We start from the raw sequence: 18121 nt of genomic DNA on the forward strand, positions 1-18121 counted from the left end.
GTCAGTCCGCCTGGCGGGAACCGGAGGGCTCGTCGACTTCCGCGTCGTCCGCGTCCTCGGCTCGGGGCTCCTTGTACGGGTCGGGGTCACCGGCCGGGGACGCACCGGCCGCGACACGCGCGACCTCGTCGTCGGCGGCGCGAGCGCGGGCGAGGAGTTCCTCCATGTGCCGTGCGGTGTCGGGGACGGTGTCCGCGACGAACGTCAGCGTCGGAGTGAACCGGACTCCAGTGCCTGCGCCCACCTTCGAGCGCAGAACGCCCTTCGCCTTCTCCAGCCCCGCGGCTGCGGCGGCGAGGTCCGGTTCGGACTCGAGGTCGGCGCCCATGACGGTGTAGTACACGGTGGCGTCGTGGAGGTCGGCCGTCACCTTGGTATCGGTGACCGTGACGAACGCCAGGCGAGGGTCCTTGATTTCGTGGTCGATCGCTGTCGCGACGATCGTGCCGATGCGCTTGGCGAGTTTGCGTGCCCGGGCGGGATCCACCATGACAATCAGACTCCTCTCCCTGGCCGCTGAATAAGTTGTGAAGTTGCGTGTGTAGCTGTAGTTCATTCTGCACGCCGGGCCGCAGATGCGGCGGGGCGGGCAGGGCACTCCGAGTCAGTCCTCGGGGCCGAAAATCCGTCGCCGGACTGCAAGGAGTTGCAGTTCCGGCAGCTCGGCGACGTGCCGTTCGCACGTGTCGAGTACCTCGTGTACGTGATCGACCGCCGAACTCGCCATCGTGACACCGAGCATCGACCGGCGGTACCGATCCTGTTCCCCGGTCTCCGCCGCCGAGACGCCGTAACGTCGCAGCTCCGCCAGAACCGGTTTGACCATTGCACGCTTCTCTTTCAGAGATCGCACGTCACCGAGCAAGATGTCGAGCTCGAGCGCACCGACGTACAAACTTTCCTCCTTCGGGGAGACGTGCGCTCCCCCGGCCGAGTCGATCGGCCAGGGAAGCGCACGCCGGATGACGCTGCTGCGTCACCCCAAACGGATGGTGACTAGTCGCGCGGCTTTTCCCGAAGCTCGTAGGCCTCGATGACGTCACCGACCTTGATGTCGGAGTAGGTGACCGTCAAACCGCACTCGTAACCCTCGCGTACCTCGACAACATCCTCCTTCTCCCGCTTCAGCGAGGAGATGGTGACGGTCTCGGCGACAACCGTGTTGTCACGCAGCAGCCGGGCCTTCGCATTGCGACGGATGGTACCCGAGGTGACGAGGCAACCGGCAATGTTGCCGACCTTGGACGAACGGAACATCGCGCGGATCTCCGCCTTGCCCAGCTCGACCTCTTCGTAGATCGGCTTGAGCATGCCCTTGAGAGCCTTCTCGACCTCGTCGATGGCCTGGTAGATCACCGAGTAGTACCGGATGTCGACGCCCTCGCGGTTCGCCAACTCGGTCGCCTTGCCCTCGGCGCGGACGTTGAACCCGATGATGATCGCGTTCGACGCAGCGGCCAGGTTGACGTTGGTCTCGGTGACGCCACCGACACCACGGTCGATGACCCGCAACTGCACCTCGTCGTCGATTTCGATGCCGTGCAGGGCCTCTTCCAAGGCCTCCACGGTTCCCGAGTTGTCGCCCTTGAGGATGAGGTTGAGCTGCGACGTCTCCTTGAGAGCCGAATCCAGGTCCTCGAGGCTGATGCGCTTGCGGCTCTTCGCGGCCAGTGCGTTGCGCTTACGCGCATTGCGCCGGTCGGCGATCTGACGGGCGATGCGGTCCTCGTCGACCACGAGCAGGTTGTCGCCTGCACCGGGGACCGACGTGAATCCGACCACCTGGACGGGACGCGAAGGCAGGGCCTCGAGCACGTCGTCGCCGTGCTCGTCGACCATGCGGCGCACACGTCCGTATGCGTCGCCGGCCACGATCGAGTCGCCGACCCGCAGCGTTCCGCGCTGGATGAGCACGGTCGCGACGGGGCCGCGTCCACGGTCGAGGTGCGCCTCGATGGCGACACCCTGAGCGTCCATGTCCGGGTTGGCCCGCAGGTCCAGGGCAGCGTCCGCCGTCAACAGCACGGCTTCGAGCAGTGCGTCGATGTTGGTGCCCAGCTTCGCCGAGATGTCGACGAACATGGTGTCTCCGCCGTATTCCTCGGCGACCAGTCCGTACTCGGTGAGCTGCTGCCGGATCTTGTCCGGGTTCGCGCCTTCCTTGTCGATCTTGTTCACCGCGACCACGATCGGCACGTCGGCCGCCTGGGCGTGGTTGATCGCTTCCACCGTCTGCGGCATGACGCCGTCGTCGGCGGCGACGACCAGGATCGCGAGGTCGGTGGCCTTGGCACCACGGGCACGCATGGCCGTGAAGGCCTCGTGACCGGGGGTGTCGATGAACGTCACGAGACGCTCGTTGCCGTCGAGCTCGGTCAGCACCTGGTAGGCACCGATGTGCTGCGTGATGCCGCCGGCCTCGCCCTCGCGGACGTTGGCCTTACGGATCGTGTCGAGCAGTCGGGTCTTACCGTGGTCGACGTGGCCCATGACGGTGACCACCGGCGGACGGGACTCGAGGTCCTCTTCGCCACCTTCGTCTTCGCCGTAGGTGAGGTCGAAGCTGTCGAGCAGCTCGCGGTCCTCGTCCTCCGGGCTGACGACCTGGACGACGTAATTCATCTCGCCGCCGAGCAGTTCCAGCGTCTCGTCGTTGACCGACTGGGTCGCTGTCACCATCTCGCCGAGGTTGAACAGTGCCTGCACCAACGCTGCGGGGTTCGCGTCGATCTTCTCCGCGAAGTCCGACAGGGATGCACCGCGGGCGAGGCGAATGGTCTCGCCGTTGCCACGGGGCAACCGCACGCCGCCGACGGCGGGCGCCTGCATCGAATCGTATTCCTGGCGCTTCTGCCGCTTCGACTTGCGACCACGACGCGGGGCACCACCGGGGCGACCGAACGCACCTGCTGCCGCACCGCGCTGACCGGGGCGTCCACCGCCACCGGGACGACCGCGGAAACCACCTGCGGGCGCTCCGCCACCGGGCGCACCTGCGCCGGCACCGGGGGCTCCGCCACCGCGGTATCCACCGCCGCCGCCACCGGGACGACCGCCGGGGGCTCCGCCGGGACGGCCGGGACGACCGCCGGGGGCGGGACGTGCGGAACGTGCAGGCATCGCGCCCGGGTTCGGGCGAGGAGGCATCGAGCCGGGGCTGGGACGGGGTCCGCCCTGACCGGGAGCCGGACGGGGACCGCCCTGACCCGGTGCCGGACGAGGTCCGCCCTGACCCGGTGCCGGACGGGGACCGCCCTGACCGGGAGCCGGACGAGGTCCGCCCTGACCGGGAGCCGGACGGGGTGCACCCGGACGCGGTGCGCCGGGAGCGGGGCGGGGTGCCGGACGCTCGGCGGGAGCCGAGGAGTACGGGTTGTTACCGACACGCGGGGGCTTCGGGCCGGGACGGGGTCCGCCGGGCTTGGCGCCCGTGGACGGAGCCGCGGGGGCACTGGCAGCCGGGGCTGCGGGTGCGGCCGGAGCTGCGGGTGCGGGTGCGGCCGGAGCCGGGGCAGCCGGTGTGGGGCGACCGGGCTTGGGAGCATTGGTCGCCGGGGCAGCCGGGGTGGCTGCTCTTGCTGCGGGTGCGGCCGGAGCCGGGGCCTGCGCCTCGGGGGTGGCCGCGGGGGCTGCCGCAGCGGGTGCGACCGGAGCCGGAGCCGGAGCTGCCGGCTTCGGGCCGGGACGGGGACCGCCCGGCTTCGCAGCGGTCGCCGGGGTGCTCGGCGCGGGTGCGCCGGGCTTGGCAGCCGGACGGGCTGCGGAATCGGCGGACTTCGCCGACGGGAAGGATTCCCGCAGACGCCTGGCGACGGGCGCCTCCACTGTGGAGGACGCCGACTTCACGAACTCGCCCTGCTCCTTGAGCGTTGCGAGTAGTTCTTTACTTGTGACACCGAGTTCTTTAGCCAACTCGTGCACGCGGGCCTTGCCTGCCACTGCTCTCCTCACTGATGAGGTCGAGCAGGAGGCTCCCCTGAGAGGGGCCCGCACGACCTCGGGTTATCTCCGATGGACGATCATCGCTGGTGCTTCACGGTGTGCTCATGAGTGCTTGTGCCTGTTCTGTTCGAGAGGTACTGCTCTGGGTGGGTGCCCTGCTCGTACCCAGTGGTCGACTTCTGACGTGTCGACACTTCCGGTTACTCGCAGTGCTCTGCCGAATGCTCGGCGTCGTTCCGCGAGACTCAGGCAAGCCTCGGCGGGGTGCAGCCACGCACCTCGACCGGGAAGCCTGTGCCTCGGGTCCGGGGCGAGAACATGACCTTGCGGCCCACTCTCACTAACCACAACCCTGAGCAGATCGACAGCCAGCGCGCGCTCCCTACATCCTATGCATGTTCGGACCGGTGAACCGGTAGGAACGCGCGCAGAATCGGGATGCTCATGCTGAACCATTGACCACTCTACCGCCGACTCGCCCCGATCTCCGCATTCCCGGCTCAACGACTGGTCGCGGCGGGTCCGCCTGCCGACTCGGGGGCGGGTGCGGCATCACTGCGGATGTCGATTCGCCACCCGGTCAAGCGCGCAGCAAGACGGGCATTTTGCCCTTCCTTGCCGATGGCGAGGGACAGCTGGAAGTCGGGGACGACGACACGCGCGGCCCGCGCATCGGGGTCCACGACAGTGACGGAGACCACTTTCGACGGCGACAGCGCGTTGCCGACGAACCGGGCCGGGTCTTCGTCGAAGTCGATGATGTCGATCTTCTCGCCGGCGAGTTCGCTCATCACGTTGCGCACCCGCTGGCCCATCGGCCCGATGCACGCACCCTTGGCGTTCAGTCCCTGCACCCGTGACTGGACGGCGATCTTCGACCGGTGCCCGGCCTCCCGGGCGACGGCGATGATCTCGACCGAACCGTCCGCGATTTCCGGAACCTCGAGCGCGAACAGCTTGCGGACGAGGTTCGGGTGGGTGCGCGACAGCGTGATCTGAGGTCCGCGCTGCCCACGGGCCACACCGACGACGTAGCACTTGAGCCGCTCGCCGTGCTCGTAGTTCTCGCCGGGCACCTGCTCGGCGGGCGGGATCAGGCCCTCGGCGCCGCTGGCCTCGCTGCCGATCCGCACGACGACCATGCCGCGGGAGTTCGCGCGGGTGTCGCGCTGGATCACGCCGCCGACGATCTCGCCCTCGTGGGTGGAGTACTCGCCGAAGCTCCGCTCGTGCTCGGCGTCCCGCAGCCGCTGGAGGATGACCTGGCGGGCGGTGGTCGCGGCGATCCGGCCGAAACCTTCCGGGGTGTCGTCCCATTCCTCGCCGACCATGTTGCCGTCGGCGTCTACGTCGTGCGCCATCACCCGCACGATGCCGCTCTTGGTGTCGACGTCGATCCGTGCGTGCTGCTGATGCCCCTCGGTGTGCCGATAGGCGGTGAGCAACGCGGTCTGAATGGTCGAGATGACGGTCTCGATCGAGATGCCCTTGTCGGCCTCGATGGCGCGCAACGCCGCAATGTCGATATTCACTTGTCCAACCCCTCTACTACTTCTTCATCTTCCGACGCGTCTGCGTCCGCGGGTGCCACTCGACCCTCGGGAATCCCGCCGGCGAGTTCCAGCTCCCGCGGGTCGGGTTTCGAGAATTCCACCTGCACAACAGCTTTCTGAATGTCCGGGAGCGCGACACGCCGAACCTCCGGGCCCGTGCGCGAGCCGATCACCACCGCGACCGAGTCGCCGTCAAGGAGGCCGATCCGACCCACGACGGTCTCGTGCGCGAGATCGATACGCGCCCTGCGGCCGCGGGCACGACGCCAGTGCCGCTCGTGCGTGAGCGGCCGGCCGATACCGGGAGACGTGACCTCGAGCGTGTACGGCGACTCCCCGAAATCGGACACCGAATCGAAGACCTCGGAGATCTCGTGGCTCAGGTTCGCGACCGCGTCGAGTTCGAGTCCGGCGTCGCTGTCCACCATGATCCGGACTGCGCTGTGCCGACCCGCGAGGGTGACTGCAACGTCCTCCAAGTCGTAACCTTGGCGTTGCACCAGATCGGAGATGAGCTCCGTCACCCTCTCCTTGGATGGAACCGGCATCGGGGAAGCTCCTCGTTTCAGTTGTCTTCGTGGTCGGGCAGGTCATCGTGCCGCGCACGCAGCACCTCGAACCCGCCGGGACGGGTTCGAGCATCTAAGAGTAACGCCGATTCGAGGCGTCCGTGACCAGCCCCGGTGCTCGATTCCCGCGATCGCGGCCCGACCTGGCACCATGGACCGGTGCTCATGCCCACCGTCTCCCGGCCCCCGACATCCGGTCCGGCCGTGTCCCGGCGCACCGCTCTCCGGTTCGCAGCAGCGTCGGCGTTCGGCGTCGCGAGTGTCTCCCTGCTGGCGGGGTGCGCCGACGACGCGGACTCCGGCACCGAGGTCGATTCACTCGTCGCACAGTCGCGTCTGGCTCGTCGTGACGCCGCCGGCGCGGCGGCCACAATCGCGCTGCTCCCCGATCGCGGTGCGGCACTCGAACTCGTCCGCGCCCAGCGCACCGCACACGCCGACGCACTGGACGCCGAAATCGCCAGGGCTGCAGGAACTTATCCGGACGGTACCGCACCGACCACGTCCGCTCCCCCGGCGACGACACCGACCGCACCGGCGCCGCCGCCCGGTCTCGATCAATTGCGGGCCGACCTGGCCGAGTCGCAGCGCAGCGCAGCCGATTCGGCGCGCACACTGACCGCCTACCGGGCGGGGCTCTGCGCGTCGATCAGCGCCGCGTGCGGTACGTATCTGGCGGTGGTGCTGCCGTGACGACACCCACCGAAGCCGAGGGTAAGAGCCTCGCCGACGCGCTGACCGCCGAACATTCCGCGGTGTTCGCCTACGGCGTGGTCGCCGCATTCTCGAATCCCACCCGGGCCACCCAGGTGGCCACCGCCGCCGCGGCCCACCGAGCGCGCCGGGACGGCCTCCTGGACACGCTGACCGCGGCAGGACTGACGGCTCCGGCCGCCGAGGCGGGCTACACCCTGCCGTTCCCGGTCACCGATCCGATCACGGCCGCGCAGCTGGCGGCCCAGGTCGAGGCCGACACCGCCGTCGCGTGGCGGGCGGTCGTCGAACACGGTGAGACGGAGGACACCCGCACGCTCGGCGTCACCGCGCTGACCGAGGCGGCCGTCCGGGAGGCCACCTGGCGAGTGGCGCTCGGGACCGATCCGGTGACCGACCCGTTCCCCGGCGGGCCCTGACGACGGGCAGGTTCCCGCCCACCGGGATTCTGCGTCCACGCGGCGCGTTCCCGGCCTAGCGTCTCTCCCGACACGGTGAACGGCAACGGGAGGACGGCAGCGTGGACGAACGCTCGGTGGAGCAGCGTCTGGCGGACCTGGAGCGGATCGACGCGATCAAGGCGCTCAAGTACCGCTACTGGCGAGCGTGCGACGGCAAGGATCCGGACGCGTTCCGTGCCTGCTTCGTCTCGTCCGGGGCGTCGATCGACTTCGGTCCACTCGGCCGGTTCGACGACGCCGACCGACTCACGGACATCTTCAGCAGGATCGCGCTCCACGAAGTGGACGGCAAGCACGTGATCCTTGACATGCACCACGGCTTCCATCCGGACATCGTGCTGCACAGCGACACCGAGGCGTCGGGCGCGTGGACGCTGAAGTTTCGCCAGGTCGATCTGCTGAAGCGGACGGAGACCGCGTCCTCCGGCGAATACGACGACGCTTACCGTCTCGAGGACGGCGTCTGGCGAATGTCGCGATGCCACTTCACCACTCGTTGGTCGATCACCCGTCCGCTCACCCAGGACACGGTGGTGGTCCAGTGAGCGCCGGGGTAGCTCTGGTCACCGGTGGGAGCCGCGGCGTCGGCAAGGGCGTGGCGACGGCGCTGGGCGCCGCCGGGTGGACCGTCTACGTCACCGGGCGCGGCCCGATGACGGAGGACTGCCCGCTGTCGGCGTCGGCGCGAACGGTCACCGGCGCCGGTGGGACCGGCATCGCGGTGGCCTGCGATCACCGCGAAGACGCAGATGTGCGTGCGCTGTTCGCCCGGATCTCGGACGAGCAGGCCGGCCGACTCGATCTGCTGGTCAACAACGTGTGGGCGGCCCCCAAGGGATTCGGCGGGTTCAGCACCCCGTTCTGGGAGCGGCCACTGGACGACTGGGACTCGCTGATCGGTGTCGGACTGCGCGCCCATTACGTCGCGTCCGTGGAGGCTGCGCGGTTGATGGTGCCCCGCCGCTCCGGGTTGATCGCGAACATCTCGTCGTTCGGGACCCGCGGGCATCTGCACTCGGTGCTGTACGGCATGTCCAAGGCCGGGCTGGACAAGATGGCCAGCGACATGGCGGCGGAGCTGGCTCCGCACGACGTGCGCGCGGTCTCGCTGTGGCCGGGCATCGTCCGGACGGAGATGATCGTCGCCAGCGGCCTCGAGACCATCGCCGGCTTTTCCGTCGCGGACGCCGAGTCCCCCGAGTTCATCGGCGAGGTGATCTGCGCCCTGACCGCAGATCCCACCCTCCCTCAGCGCAGCGGCCACACCTTCGTCACGGCGGAGCTGGCCGTCGAGTACGGCATCACCGACACCCAGGGCCAGACCCCGCCGTCGCACCGGGAACCGTTCGGCGGCGGCCCGCTGTTCTGAGCCGCAGGCTCAGGTCACGTCGCGCCTGGGGACGAGCCAGACGGATTTCCGCCGTGCGATGTAGCCAGGCTGCGCAGGTGCTGATCGACCGTTGAAGTCGGCGGCACGGGATGGACGAGTATGCCTTTCCCGGCGAACTCTCCGATGCGTTCCTCCCCGCCCTGGAACTGATGCGGGCCCGGACCTCACGATCCGGGCCCGCCCGCACTCCGGGAGGGTCACGTCGATGCCAGGACGGCCTTGGATCGTCCCGGCATGAGGGCCGCGGCAACGACCGCGACCGCCACGAATCCGGCTCCCACGTACAGAGCGGGTGCGAGGGCGTCGATGTATCCCGTCGGGGTCAGGCTGCCGCCCGCACCGAGGAACACCGCGGTCAGGAGCGCGATCCCCAGCGCGACTCCGATCTCACGGAGTGTCGCGTTGGTCGAACTGGCCGTGCCGTGGTCGGCCTCGGGCATGTCGGCGAGGACGGCGGTCGCGTTGGGAGCGAACGTCAGACCCATTCCTGCGCCTGCCATCACGAACGCCGGAACCATGCTGCCGTACGTGGCGCCGGGGACGATGAGCGACGCCATCCACAGCAGCGACAACCCCTGCAGGACCAGTCCGGTGACGAGGAGGGTCCGGACTCCCAGCCGCGGCGCGAGCAGGCCTGCGATCGGCGCCACCAGCATGGGTGCGGCGGTCCACGGCAGGGTTCGCAGGCCGGCCTCGAACGGGGAGTATCCCATGACGATCTGGAGGTACTGCGACAGGAGGAAGACGGCGCCCATCATTCCCAGCGTGAACGTCAGCCCGATCACGTTGGCCAGGGAGAACTGCCGGGACCGGAAAAGCCGCAGCGGCATCACGGGGAAGGGTGTGCGCAACTCGCGCACCACGAACGCCGCGAGCAACACCGCCGCTGCAACAAGAGCACCGAGCACCGTGGCACTGGTCCAGCCGTCGTCGTTGCCGTGCACGATGCCCCAGACTCCGAGGAACACGGCGGCTCCGGCCAGGACGACGCCGAGCGGATCCAGCGGCTGCCGCTTTCCCTTCGACTCGCCGAGCGCGTACAGCGCCAACGGAATCGCGACTGCAGCGACGGGAACGTTGATCCAGAACACGGCCTGCCACGACACCCCGTCGACGACGGCGCCGCCGACCACGGGGCCGAGGGCGACGCCCAGTCCCGAGACGCCACCCCAGATCCCGATGGCGAGGGCGCGCTTGGCGAGCGGTACGGCACCGGCCAGCAGGGTGAGAGAGAGCGGCATGATCGCGGCCGCGCCGACGCCCTGGACGGCGCGCGCGGCGATCAGCATCTCGGAGGTGGTCGACAGGGCCGATGCAATCGACGCGAGTGCGAATAGCACTATGCCCCAGAGGAATACACGGCGACGGCCGAGGCGGTCCCCCAGTGCCGACAGCGTCAGCATCAACGTCGCGAAGGCGAGCGTGTACGCGTTCATGAACCACTGCAACTGCCCGACCGACGCACCGAGGTCGCGCTGGATCACCGGCAGGGCGCTGGTCATCACCAGGTTGTCGAGTGTGGCCATGAACATCGGTATCGAGGCGGCGACGATCGCCAGCCATACCGGCACCAGCCGGCCGTGGCCCCGTCCCGAGGGAGGCGCCGCCGATTCGTGTTCCAGGCGTTCGGAGAGTGTCGTCATGACGGGTCCTCGTATTCGAGTCGTGAGTACGGGAAGAAGGGAGTTGTAAGCATCAGATGATTACTTAATTCGAAGACTAGTAATCGACTGATAACATGTCAACATGGCATCGCCCGTGAAACAGACCCGCATGAGCGCGACCGAACGTCGCGAACTCGTCCTGGCCGCCGCCTCCCGCGCGTTCGCCAGGGACGGCTATCACGGCACCAGCACCGACGCCGTCGCACGCGAGGCGGGCGTGTCCCAGCCCTACGTGGTTCGCATGTTCGGCTCGAAGTCGCGGCTGTTCGCCGACGTCTTCGACCGCGCGATGCGTCGGATCATGGACACCTTCGAGCCGTACTTCGACGATGTCGCCGCAAACCCGGAGAACGACGAGTCGTGGCTCCCGATGGGCATCGCATACGCCGAACTGCTCGAGGACCGCGACCTCCTGCTCGTGATGATGCACGGCTTCACGTCGGGCGCGAACCCGGAGATCGGCGCGCTGGCCCGCGACTGGATGTCCCGGCTCTACACGCAGATCCGCACGCGCACCGGGTGCAGCCCGGAACGGGCCCGCACCTTCATCGCCAACGGAATGCTCCTCAACACCCTGCTCGCCATGCAGGTACCCGAGCATGCCGGGCAGGATCCGGCGCTCGAGGAGCTCGCCGTGTGCGCGTTCGGCAGCACCCTGGACGCCGCGGGCTCCGAGAACTGATCCGTGAACGGCGATTTCCGCTCTTGATCTTGCTCAGAGGACACGTGGCGGGGCACGATGGAAGCGTGCCGAAGGGGTGTCGCCGTGGACCGAGCCGTTGAGTCTCGACTGAGCTATTCCGACCGGGAGGGTCACCACCACACCGTGGACCTCTCCCCCACTTCCGCGCGCGTCACGATCGGACGGTCGCCCGGTTCCGATTTGCTCCTCACCGAGGACGACGAGGTCTCACGTCTCCATGCCGTCCTCGAATGCGTCGGCTCGCACTGGACCATCCTCGACGACGGGCTCTCCCGCAACGGCACCTTCGTCAACGGCGAGCGTCTCGCGGGGCGCCGGCGGCTCCGCCAGGGCGACAGCATCCGCATCGGCGGAACGAAGATCCGGTACCTGGAATTCGGCGGCTCTCTCGACGAGGCCACCCGGATGGGCACCGACATGCCCGACGTCCGGTCCCTCACCGATACCCAGCGGGCGGTCCTCACGGCACTGTGCCGGCCGTACAAGCACGGCGCCGCGTTCGCGAATCCGGCGTCGAATCAGCAGATCGCCCAGGAACTGTTTCTCAGTGTCGATGCGATCAAGACTCACCTTCGGGCGTTGTTCGCGAAGTTCGGCGTCGGCGATCTCCCGCAGAATCAGAAGCGGGTCAGCCTGGCCGAGCGGGCCATGCGCAGCGGCATCATCAACGAGCGCGATCTCTGATCAGCCGACGGCCATCAGTTCGCGGTCGAAAGCGGCGGTCTCACCGTGTGCGATCCGCTCGACGAGGCCGATGATCGCGAGTGCGACGTCGGCGGCGCGCTCGAGGATCACCGAGTGGCCGGCCCCGTCGACGCTCACGAGTTCCGAGGCGGGGAGCTTCGAGGCCATCGCGACGGAATGCTGGAGCGGGGTGAGCATGTCCACCGAGCCGCACAGGATCAGCGACGGAATGTGAGCGAGCGCGGCGAGGGAGTGCCGCTCGTCGAACCCGAGCAGGGATTCGAGGAAGCTTGACATGGTGACGACGGACGTGGTGTTGGCCATGGCGGAGACCAGCGCCGCCAGGCGAGGATCGACGACTCGGTTGCGGGCGCCTGCCGCGCGGGCGATCGCCGTGCAGACGGTGCGTCCCACCCGCTTCGATCCGTGCACGACCCGGGGTGCCCGGCGCACCGCGGTGCGGAACAGCGACACCGCGGGGCTGCGCAGGTGTCGTCCGAGACCGGCCTCGGCGAGATCGCACGCCGCGGTGGAGATCAGGGCCATGCCGACGATCCGCGAACCGATCGTGTGCGGGTTCTGCCTTGTGTAGGACAGCGCGGTCATCCCGCCCATCGAGTGGCCGACGAGGACGACCGGACCGTGCGGTGCGACGGCGTCGAGCACGGAGCCGAGGTCGCGGCCGAGCTGATCGATCGTGTAGGTGGCTGCCGGCGCCTCCCCGGACTCTCCGTGTCCGCGGTGATCGTAGAAGACCATGCGAACGTCGTTGCGCCAGAAGCGGACCAGCTGCTTGCGCAGTGCCCACCAGGACTCGGTGCGCAGGCAGTGACCGTGAACGAACACCACGGTGGTGGCTGCGTCGGGCGAACCGAACTCGCGAACCGCGAGTGCGATCCCGTCGTCGGTCCTGACCGTGAGGCGACGGCCTTCGTGCTCGTGTGCAACCGGGGTGTTCGTCATGATGGCCTCCTCGGTTTCTTCGCTCGCGGCTGGTGAAGCGTTACGTTCTTGCTTGTTCTCTACTGTGCCGCGCACGGTCCGACCCGACCAGGACCCCCAGTGGTGGCCGGTGCACCCGGAGGTGTTGCCCTTTCCACCCCTGGGGTGGGTGGACGGGGGCACGCCGAAGCCCCCTCGTCGAGGGGGCTTCGACACAGCAGATGTTTCCGCTGCAGCGTCAGTCCGTCTCGCTCGCGGGACCCGCCTCGATCGTGCGATGCTCACCGCTTCCGAGGCTGGAGACCTCGATCCGCCGCGGCTTCGCCCGTTCGGCGAGCGGGATGGTCACGCTCAGGACACCGTTCTCGTAGGACGCCGAAATGCGGTCCGGGTCGACGCCGTCGCCGAGCGACAGCTGCCGACGGAACGTTCCACTGAACCGCTCGGACGCGATCCATTGCACGTTCTCCTCGGACGGCGCGCTGCGATGAGCCGTCAGGGTGAGCGTGCCGTTGTCGACACTGACGTCGACGGAACCCGGATCGACGCCCGGCAGGTCGGCGTGCAGGACGTAGTGGTCGTCGACCTTGTACAGATCCATCGGCATGAATCGCGGTACCCGTGCGGTTCCAGTTTCCGTGCCGAGCAGACTCTTGGTCATGGATTCGAGGTCGTTGAAAGGATCGAAGCGAAGCACAGCAACACACCTCCCACATCACTCGAGGCGCCCGCCACCCCGACGGGCAGCCAGATTCACTGTGCATCGCTAATTTAGCACTCAGCACCCGAGAGTGCCAGATCGAGAGGACCCCGAAATCTTCGCCTCGTGAGTTCCGGCTTCGGGGTCCACGCCGCGACGAATCAACCTGTCCGGTCCGCTCGCGACGGGAGGGTATTCTCTACTGCCACTTCAGGATGCGGCACCCGGGGTCGGCGCAACCAGACACCCTGGGGTGCGAATCCGGTCACCCCCAGAGTTGCCCTTGGCCGCCGCCGAAGTCGTATCCGCCGACGTTCGCCCCGCCGGGGCCGGCCTTGATACCGTCCACGGCGATCGGCCCGACATGCGGGCCGCCGATGTCGACGTTGCCGCCCTGGGCGTTCTGTCCGGGGGCAACGGTGCTGACGGAGGGGTCATCGGACGGGGAGTCCGGGGCCGCCGAGGCAATGCCGGCGCCCGCCGCGAGGACGAAGAACGCGGCCGCGACGGTGGCACCCGTGCGCGTGAGGACAGTGGAGAAGCCGAAGGAAGTCGACATGGGAAGAACCTTTCGCAGTGCGTGGCGCCGGGGAGGCGGGAAGGTGGTACAGGCGTGGCGCCGAGGGGCCGGCACCTGGCGGTGACGGCCCCTCGGGCTGTTCAGCAAGATCGAGCGATCACGACTCGGTCACCAGCAGAAGACGAACCCGCAGTTCTGGGTGTTGTCCGTGGTCGTCGTGTCGCCGGCACCTGCGCCTCCGTTCGCGGCGCCCCCATTCGCATCCCCGGCGTTCCCTCCGTTGGCATCTCCGGCGTTCCCGCCGTTACCGCCGTTACCGCCGTTGCCGGCGTTCTGGGGTCCGGTGGTAGTGCCCGGGCTGCCGATGACCGGACCGCCGAGGACGACGTTCCCACCGGAGCCGTTGCCACCTGCGCCGCCGGCGCCGCCCTGAGAGGTGCCACCGTTACCGCCCTGCGAGGTGCCGCCCGGCGCCGTGCCGCCGTTGCCACCCGGATCAGCCGAGGCGATTCCCGCTCCGGCTGTGAGGGCGAAGCCCGCGATGGCGAGAGCGGAAAGGGTGCGCTTGAGGGTGTGTGCCATGTGTGGATCTTTCTGTGGGGGTGAGGTTTTGCTTGCCACATAAGAATGCGCCGATCGCACCCACCGGAACAGGCACCCCAGGGGGCGCAACCGGCACCCCGAGGGATGACGCCACCCCACCCCCGTAGAGCCCTGTCTACGGCCGCATTTCGTAGGCGCCGTCGTAGTTCTCCACCTGTGCCCACACCCGAGCGAACCGCTCCGCGTCCACCGCGGGGCGGCGAATCGCACCGAGCGCCCACTTCTGCTGCGCCTCGGTGGCGGACGATTTACCGTGCAGCGCAACGGCATAACGGGAGAAATCGCGGATCTGGAAGTCGAAGATCTGGTCGATCAGATCACGGTCGATGCCGGCGATCGCGGCCTGCTCGAGAATCAGGTGCCCGTAGACCACGAGCGAGAACAGGTGCCCGAGGTCGAGCAGGAAGTCGAGATCCTTCTGCTGGGCAGCGTCGGGCGGGGCGGTGGTGAGCAGTTCCCTCAGCGCGGTCGCCTGCTCGTGGAACCGGGCCACGTTGGGGACGTCCGAGTGCGCCTCGTAGGTCTTCGTCCAGTCGTGGAACTGAATCCTGCCGGCACCGCGGGTCGGGCCCTGGGCCCAGAAGAAGGCATCGTCGGCAGCGTCGAGCCGGGGGCCGATCTCCGGGTACTCCGCCGGGTTGAGCAGGTAGTTCGGCATGAACTTGAGGATGAGGCCGACGTTGACGTGCACCGTGCCCTCGAGCTTCGGCAGAGTGCCGATCAGCTGGGCGGCCTCGCGGAAGTAAGTGTTCTTCTCGTAGCCCTTCGCCGCGATCACGTCGTGCAGGAGCGCGATCACCTTCTCCCCTTCGGAGGTGACCTTCGCCTTCGTCATCGGGTTGAACAGCAGGTACCGGCGGTCGTCGAGGCTCGCGCTGCGGAAGTAGTCGACAGAGCGTGCGCTGAACAGCTTCATCGCGATCAGCCGGCTGTAGGCGTCGACGAAGTTTCCGCGCACGTGCGCGAAATCGGTGACGGGGTTTCCGTACAGAATCCTGTTGTGCGCGTGGGTGATCGACTCGTAGAAGGCGTGCTCGGAGATCCCGATGGATCCCGTGCACAGGTTGAACTTGCCGACGTTGACCGTGTTCAGCGCCGCCTCGAACGCGGCGACCCCGGTGTGGAGGATGTCTTCTTCCCGCACCGGGTAGTCCTCGAGCCGGAACGTGCTGACGTACATCTGGCCGTGCACCACATTGCCCTGCAGGTGGTATGCCGGGTGGCGGCTGTCCGCGACGAAGAAGACGTACCCGTCGCTGCCCTCCACATCGGTGCGCCTCCCGAACACCGACACCATGCCCGCGACGTTGCCGTTGCCGATGTAGTACTTGTCGCCGCTCGCGGTGAACGCGAGGCCCGGGTCGTTCTCCGCAGGGGTCAGCAGCATGTCCGTCGAGTAGACGTCCGCGCCGTGTTCCTTCTCCGACAGCCCGAACGCCAGCACCCCGCCGTCGTCGAGGAGCGTCGCGGCCCGTTCCTTCGCGGCACGGTTCCCGCTCATCCAGATGGGGCCGAGACCCAGGATGGTCACCTGCCACGCGTACCAGTACGCCAGACCGTAGAAACCGAAGATTTCACTGAGGGCGGCGTTGCGTGCGGCGTCCCAGCGCTTGTCCGGGTCGCCGCCCGCCAGGTCGGCTGGGGTGAGGAACTTCGCGAACAGCTTCTCCCGTTTCACGAACTCCAGGAAGTCCTCGGGCCACACGGCCTCGAGATCGTCCTCGAGCAGCCGCTTCTTGCCCCGCGACTCGAACCACTCGATCAGCGCCCGCAGCAGTCTGCGCGTCTCCGGATCGAAATGCTCGGGATCGTAGGAGGTCGGATCGAACAGCAGGGAATTCGTCACAGCAAGCCTTTCGTCCGGACGTGTCAGGCCAAGCTAACAGTCCGGACGAAAGGCGTGGGGCGGTTTGATCAGCCCCTGACGGCCTTGACGATCTCGCTCAGCGCCGACTCGGCGGCCACCTCGCGGCTCTCGCCGGTGAAGCGGTCGCGGACCTCCACCTTGCCCTCGCCCCAGCCGCGGCCGACAACCACGACGAGCGGGACACCGAGCAGTTCGGAGTCCTTGAACTTCACGCCGGGCGACGCCTTGCGATCGTCGAGGATCACCTCGAGACCGGCCTTGTCGAGTTCGGCGGCGAGTCCCTCGGCGCCTTCCCGGGCGGTCTCATCCTTGTTGGCGATCACCACATGCACGTCCGCGGGCGACACCTCGGCCGGCCAGCGGAGCCCCTTCTCGTCGTGGTGCTGTTCCGCGATCACGGCGACGAGGCGGGAGACGCCCACCCCGTAGGAGCCCATGGTCGGGCGGACGGGCTTGCCGTTCTCGCCGAGCACGTCCACGGAGAACACGTCGGTGTACTTGCGGCCGAGCTGGAAGACGTGACCGATCTCGATGCCCCGGGCCGCGACGAGCGCACCGGCTCCGTCGGGTGACGGGTCGCCGTCGCGAACCTCGGCGGCCTCGATGGTGCCGTCCGGGGTGAAGTCTCGGCCCGCGACGAGCCCCACCACGTGCTTGCCCGGCTCGTCGGCTCCGGTGATCCAGCTGGTGCCGTCGACGATCCGCGGGTCGACGAGGTAACGAACACCGTTGGCTTGCAGCGCCTTCGGCCCGATGTAGCCCTTCACCAGGAAGGGGTTGGCCGCGAAGTCGGCCTCGGTGAGCAACTCGAACTCCGCGGGCTCGAGGGAAGCACCGAGACGCTTGTCGTCCACCTCGCGGTCGCCGGGAACACCGATGCCGAGCAGTTCCCACTTGCCACCGGGCTGCCGGGTCTTGACCAGGATGTTCTTCAGGGTGTCCGCGGCGGTGACGGTCCAGCCCAGGTCGGCGCCGTTGGCCCAGTCGACGAGCGTCGCGATCGTGGGGGTGTCCGGTGTGTCGTGCACCTTCGCGGCGGGCAGTCCGTCGAACGGGACGGCCTCGGGAGCCAGCGTCTTCACGGCCTCGACGTTGGCGGCGTAACCGGACTCGAGGCAGCGGACGTACGTGTCCTCACCGATCTCGCTCTCGGCGAGGAACTCCTCCGACGCGCTGCCACCCATCGCACCGGACGTCGCCGACACGATCACGTACTTGACGCCGAGGCGGCTGAAGATCCGCTCGTAGGCGTCGCGGTGCGCGCGGTACGACGCGGTCAGTCCTTCGTCGGTGAGATCGAAAGAGTACGAGTCCTTCATGACGAACTCGCGGCCACGGAGAATGCCGGCCCGCGGGCGCTCCTCGTCGCGGTACTTGGTCTGCACCTGGTACAGGGTGACCGGGAAATCCTTGTACGAGTTGTACTCACCCTTGACGGTGAGCGCGAACAGTTCCTCGTGGGTGGGGCCGAGCAGGTAGTCGCCGCCCTTGCGGTCCTTCAGTCGGAACAGTCCGTCGCCGTACTCGGTCCAGCGGTTGGACGCCTCGTACGGTTCGCGCGGCAGGAGCGCGGGCAGGGAGATCTCCTGGGCACCGATGCCGTTCATCTCTTCCCGCACCACCCGCTCGACCTCGCGCAACACGCGCAGACCCAGCGGCAACCACGAGTAGACGCCGGGCGCGATGCGACGCACGTAACCGGCGCGGACCAGCAGCTTGTGGCTGGGGACCTCGGCGTCGGCGGGGTCGTCGCGCAGAGTGCGGAGGAACAGGTGGGACAGGCGGGTAATCACGGGATACCAGAATAGT

19 protein-coding genes are annotated in these 18121 nt (G+C 68.1%); 6 read left to right on the plus strand and 13 right to left on the minus strand.

The annotated features are described in order from the left end of the window. Nucleotide 1: 1 nt before the first annotated feature. The 6 genes from rbfA to rimP all read right to left on the minus strand — a co-directional run bounded on the left by rbfA (nucleotide 2) and on the right by rimP (nucleotide 6043). Nucleotides 2-490, minus strand: coding sequence for a 30S ribosome-binding factor RbfA (gene rbfA, locus JVH1_RS03130; RefSeq protein WP_009479808.1), 489 nt, complete (start codon nucleotides 488-490; stop codon nucleotides 2-4). 114 nt (nucleotides 491-604) lie between these two features. After that, complete coding sequence (locus tag JVH1_RS03135) at nucleotides 605-895, minus strand: DUF503 domain-containing protein (protein WP_005240674.1); 291 nt, start codon at nucleotides 893-895, stop codon at nucleotides 605-607. Nucleotides 896-996: 101 nt separating this feature from the next. Continuing rightward, nucleotides 997-3939 (minus strand): translation initiation factor IF-2, encoded by a 2943-nt coding sequence (gene infB / locus JVH1_RS03140; protein ID WP_083849892.1) that lies wholly within the window; start codon nucleotides 3937-3939, stop codon nucleotides 997-999. Between the two features lie 105 nt (nucleotides 3940-4044). Then, the gene (locus JVH1_RS03145) at nucleotides 4045-4398 is read right to left on the minus strand and encodes a YlxR family protein (protein WP_011598472.1); all 354 of its coding nucleotides are present in this window, start codon (nucleotides 4396-4398) and stop codon (nucleotides 4045-4047) included. 44 nt (nucleotides 4399-4442) lie between these two features. Then, nucleotides 4443-5474, minus strand: a complete 1032-nt coding sequence (nusA, locus tag JVH1_RS03150; protein ID WP_009479806.1) for a transcription termination factor NusA — start codon at nucleotides 5472-5474, stop codon at nucleotides 4443-4445. Continuing rightward, the gene (rimP, locus tag JVH1_RS03155; protein WP_043782319.1) at nucleotides 5471-6043 is read right to left on the minus strand and encodes a ribosome maturation factor RimP; all 573 of its coding nucleotides are present in this window, start codon (nucleotides 6041-6043) and stop codon (nucleotides 5471-5473) included. Before rimP ends, nusA begins: the two co-directional genes overlap by 4 nt. A 186-nt stretch (nucleotides 6044-6229) precedes the next feature. On the opposite strand from rimP, the gene JVH1_RS03160 reads away from it, so the two are divergent. The 4 genes from JVH1_RS03160 (at nucleotide 6230) to JVH1_RS03175 (ending at nucleotide 8608) form a co-directional block, all read left to right on the plus strand. Beyond that, entirely contained in the window at nucleotides 6230-6757 is a 528-nt protein-coding gene (locus tag JVH1_RS03160) for a hypothetical protein (RefSeq protein ID WP_009479804.1), read from the plus strand. Beyond that, complete coding sequence (locus JVH1_RS03165) at nucleotides 6754-7197, plus strand: ferritin-like domain-containing protein (protein ID WP_009479803.1); 444 nt, start codon at nucleotides 6754-6756, stop codon at nucleotides 7195-7197. Before JVH1_RS03160 ends, JVH1_RS03165 begins: the two co-directional genes overlap by 4 nt. Before the next feature lie 101 nt (nucleotides 7198-7298). After that, the gene (locus tag JVH1_RS03170; RefSeq protein WP_009479802.1) at nucleotides 7299-7784 is read left to right on the plus strand and encodes a nuclear transport factor 2 family protein; all 486 of its coding nucleotides are present in this window, start codon (nucleotides 7299-7301) and stop codon (nucleotides 7782-7784) included. Then, nucleotides 7781-8608 (plus strand): SDR family NAD(P)-dependent oxidoreductase, encoded by an 828-nt coding sequence (locus tag JVH1_RS03175; RefSeq protein ID WP_009479801.1) that lies wholly within the window; start codon nucleotides 7781-7783, stop codon nucleotides 8606-8608. Before JVH1_RS03170 ends, JVH1_RS03175 begins: the two co-directional genes overlap by 4 nt. Nucleotides 8609-8826: 218 nt before the next feature. Here JVH1_RS03175 and JVH1_RS03180 read toward each other — a convergent pair whose 3' ends face one another. Further along, nucleotides 8827-10272 carry an MFS transporter gene (locus JVH1_RS03180; protein WP_009479800.1) on the minus strand — a complete coding sequence of 482 codons (1446 nt, stop codon included), beginning with the start codon at nucleotides 10270-10272 and terminating at the stop codon, nucleotides 8827-8829. A gap of 103 nt (nucleotides 10273-10375) precedes the next feature. On the opposite strand from JVH1_RS03180, the gene JVH1_RS03185 reads away from it, so the two are divergent. Next, on the plus strand, nucleotides 10376-10975 hold the full coding sequence (locus JVH1_RS03185) for a TetR/AcrR family transcriptional regulator (protein WP_011598467.1): 600 nt from the start codon (nucleotides 10376-10378) through the stop codon (nucleotides 10973-10975). Nucleotides 10976-11032: 57 nt separating this feature from the next. Then, nucleotides 11033-11680 carry an FHA domain-containing protein gene (locus tag JVH1_RS03190; protein ID WP_011598466.1) on the plus strand — a complete coding sequence of 216 codons (648 nt, stop codon included), beginning with the start codon at nucleotides 11033-11035 and terminating at the stop codon, nucleotides 11678-11680. Here the strand turns inward: JVH1_RS03190 and JVH1_RS03195 are convergent, their stop codons facing one another. From JVH1_RS03195 to JVH1_RS03220, 6 genes are all read right to left on the minus strand, one after another. Next, nucleotides 11681-12643, minus strand: coding sequence for an alpha/beta fold hydrolase (locus tag JVH1_RS03195; RefSeq protein ID WP_009479797.1), 963 nt, complete (start codon nucleotides 12641-12643; stop codon nucleotides 11681-11683). 217 nt (nucleotides 12644-12860) lie between these two features. Further along, complete coding sequence (locus JVH1_RS03200; protein ID WP_009479796.1) at nucleotides 12861-13319, minus strand: Hsp20/alpha crystallin family protein; 459 nt, start codon at nucleotides 13317-13319, stop codon at nucleotides 12861-12863. A gap of 268 nt (nucleotides 13320-13587) precedes the next feature. Continuing rightward, on the minus strand, nucleotides 13588-13881 hold the full coding sequence (locus JVH1_RS03205; protein WP_009479795.1) for a hypothetical protein: 294 nt from the start codon (nucleotides 13879-13881) through the stop codon (nucleotides 13588-13590). A 129-nt stretch (nucleotides 13882-14010) separates the two neighbouring features. Further along, a complete protein-coding gene (locus tag JVH1_RS03210; protein WP_009479794.1) occupies nucleotides 14011-14424 on the minus strand; it encodes a hypothetical protein in 414 nt (137 codons plus the stop codon). Between the two features lie 136 nt (nucleotides 14425-14560). After that, nucleotides 14561-16291 (minus strand): acyl-CoA dehydrogenase family protein, encoded by a 1731-nt coding sequence (locus JVH1_RS03215; protein WP_009479793.1) that lies wholly within the window; start codon nucleotides 16289-16291, stop codon nucleotides 14561-14563. Between the two features lie 68 nt (nucleotides 16292-16359). Next, nucleotides 16360-18105: a proline--tRNA ligase gene (locus JVH1_RS03220; protein ID WP_009479792.1), complete on the minus strand. Its 1746-nt coding sequence runs from the start codon at nucleotides 18103-18105 to the stop codon at nucleotides 16360-16362. Nucleotides 18106-18121: the final 16 nt, after the last annotated feature.

The sequence above is a fragment of the Rhodococcus sp. JVH1 genome (assembly GCF_000280725.2).
Taxonomy (GTDB): Bacteria; Actinomycetota; Actinomycetes; order Mycobacteriales; family Mycobacteriaceae; genus Rhodococcus_F; species Rhodococcus_F jostii_A.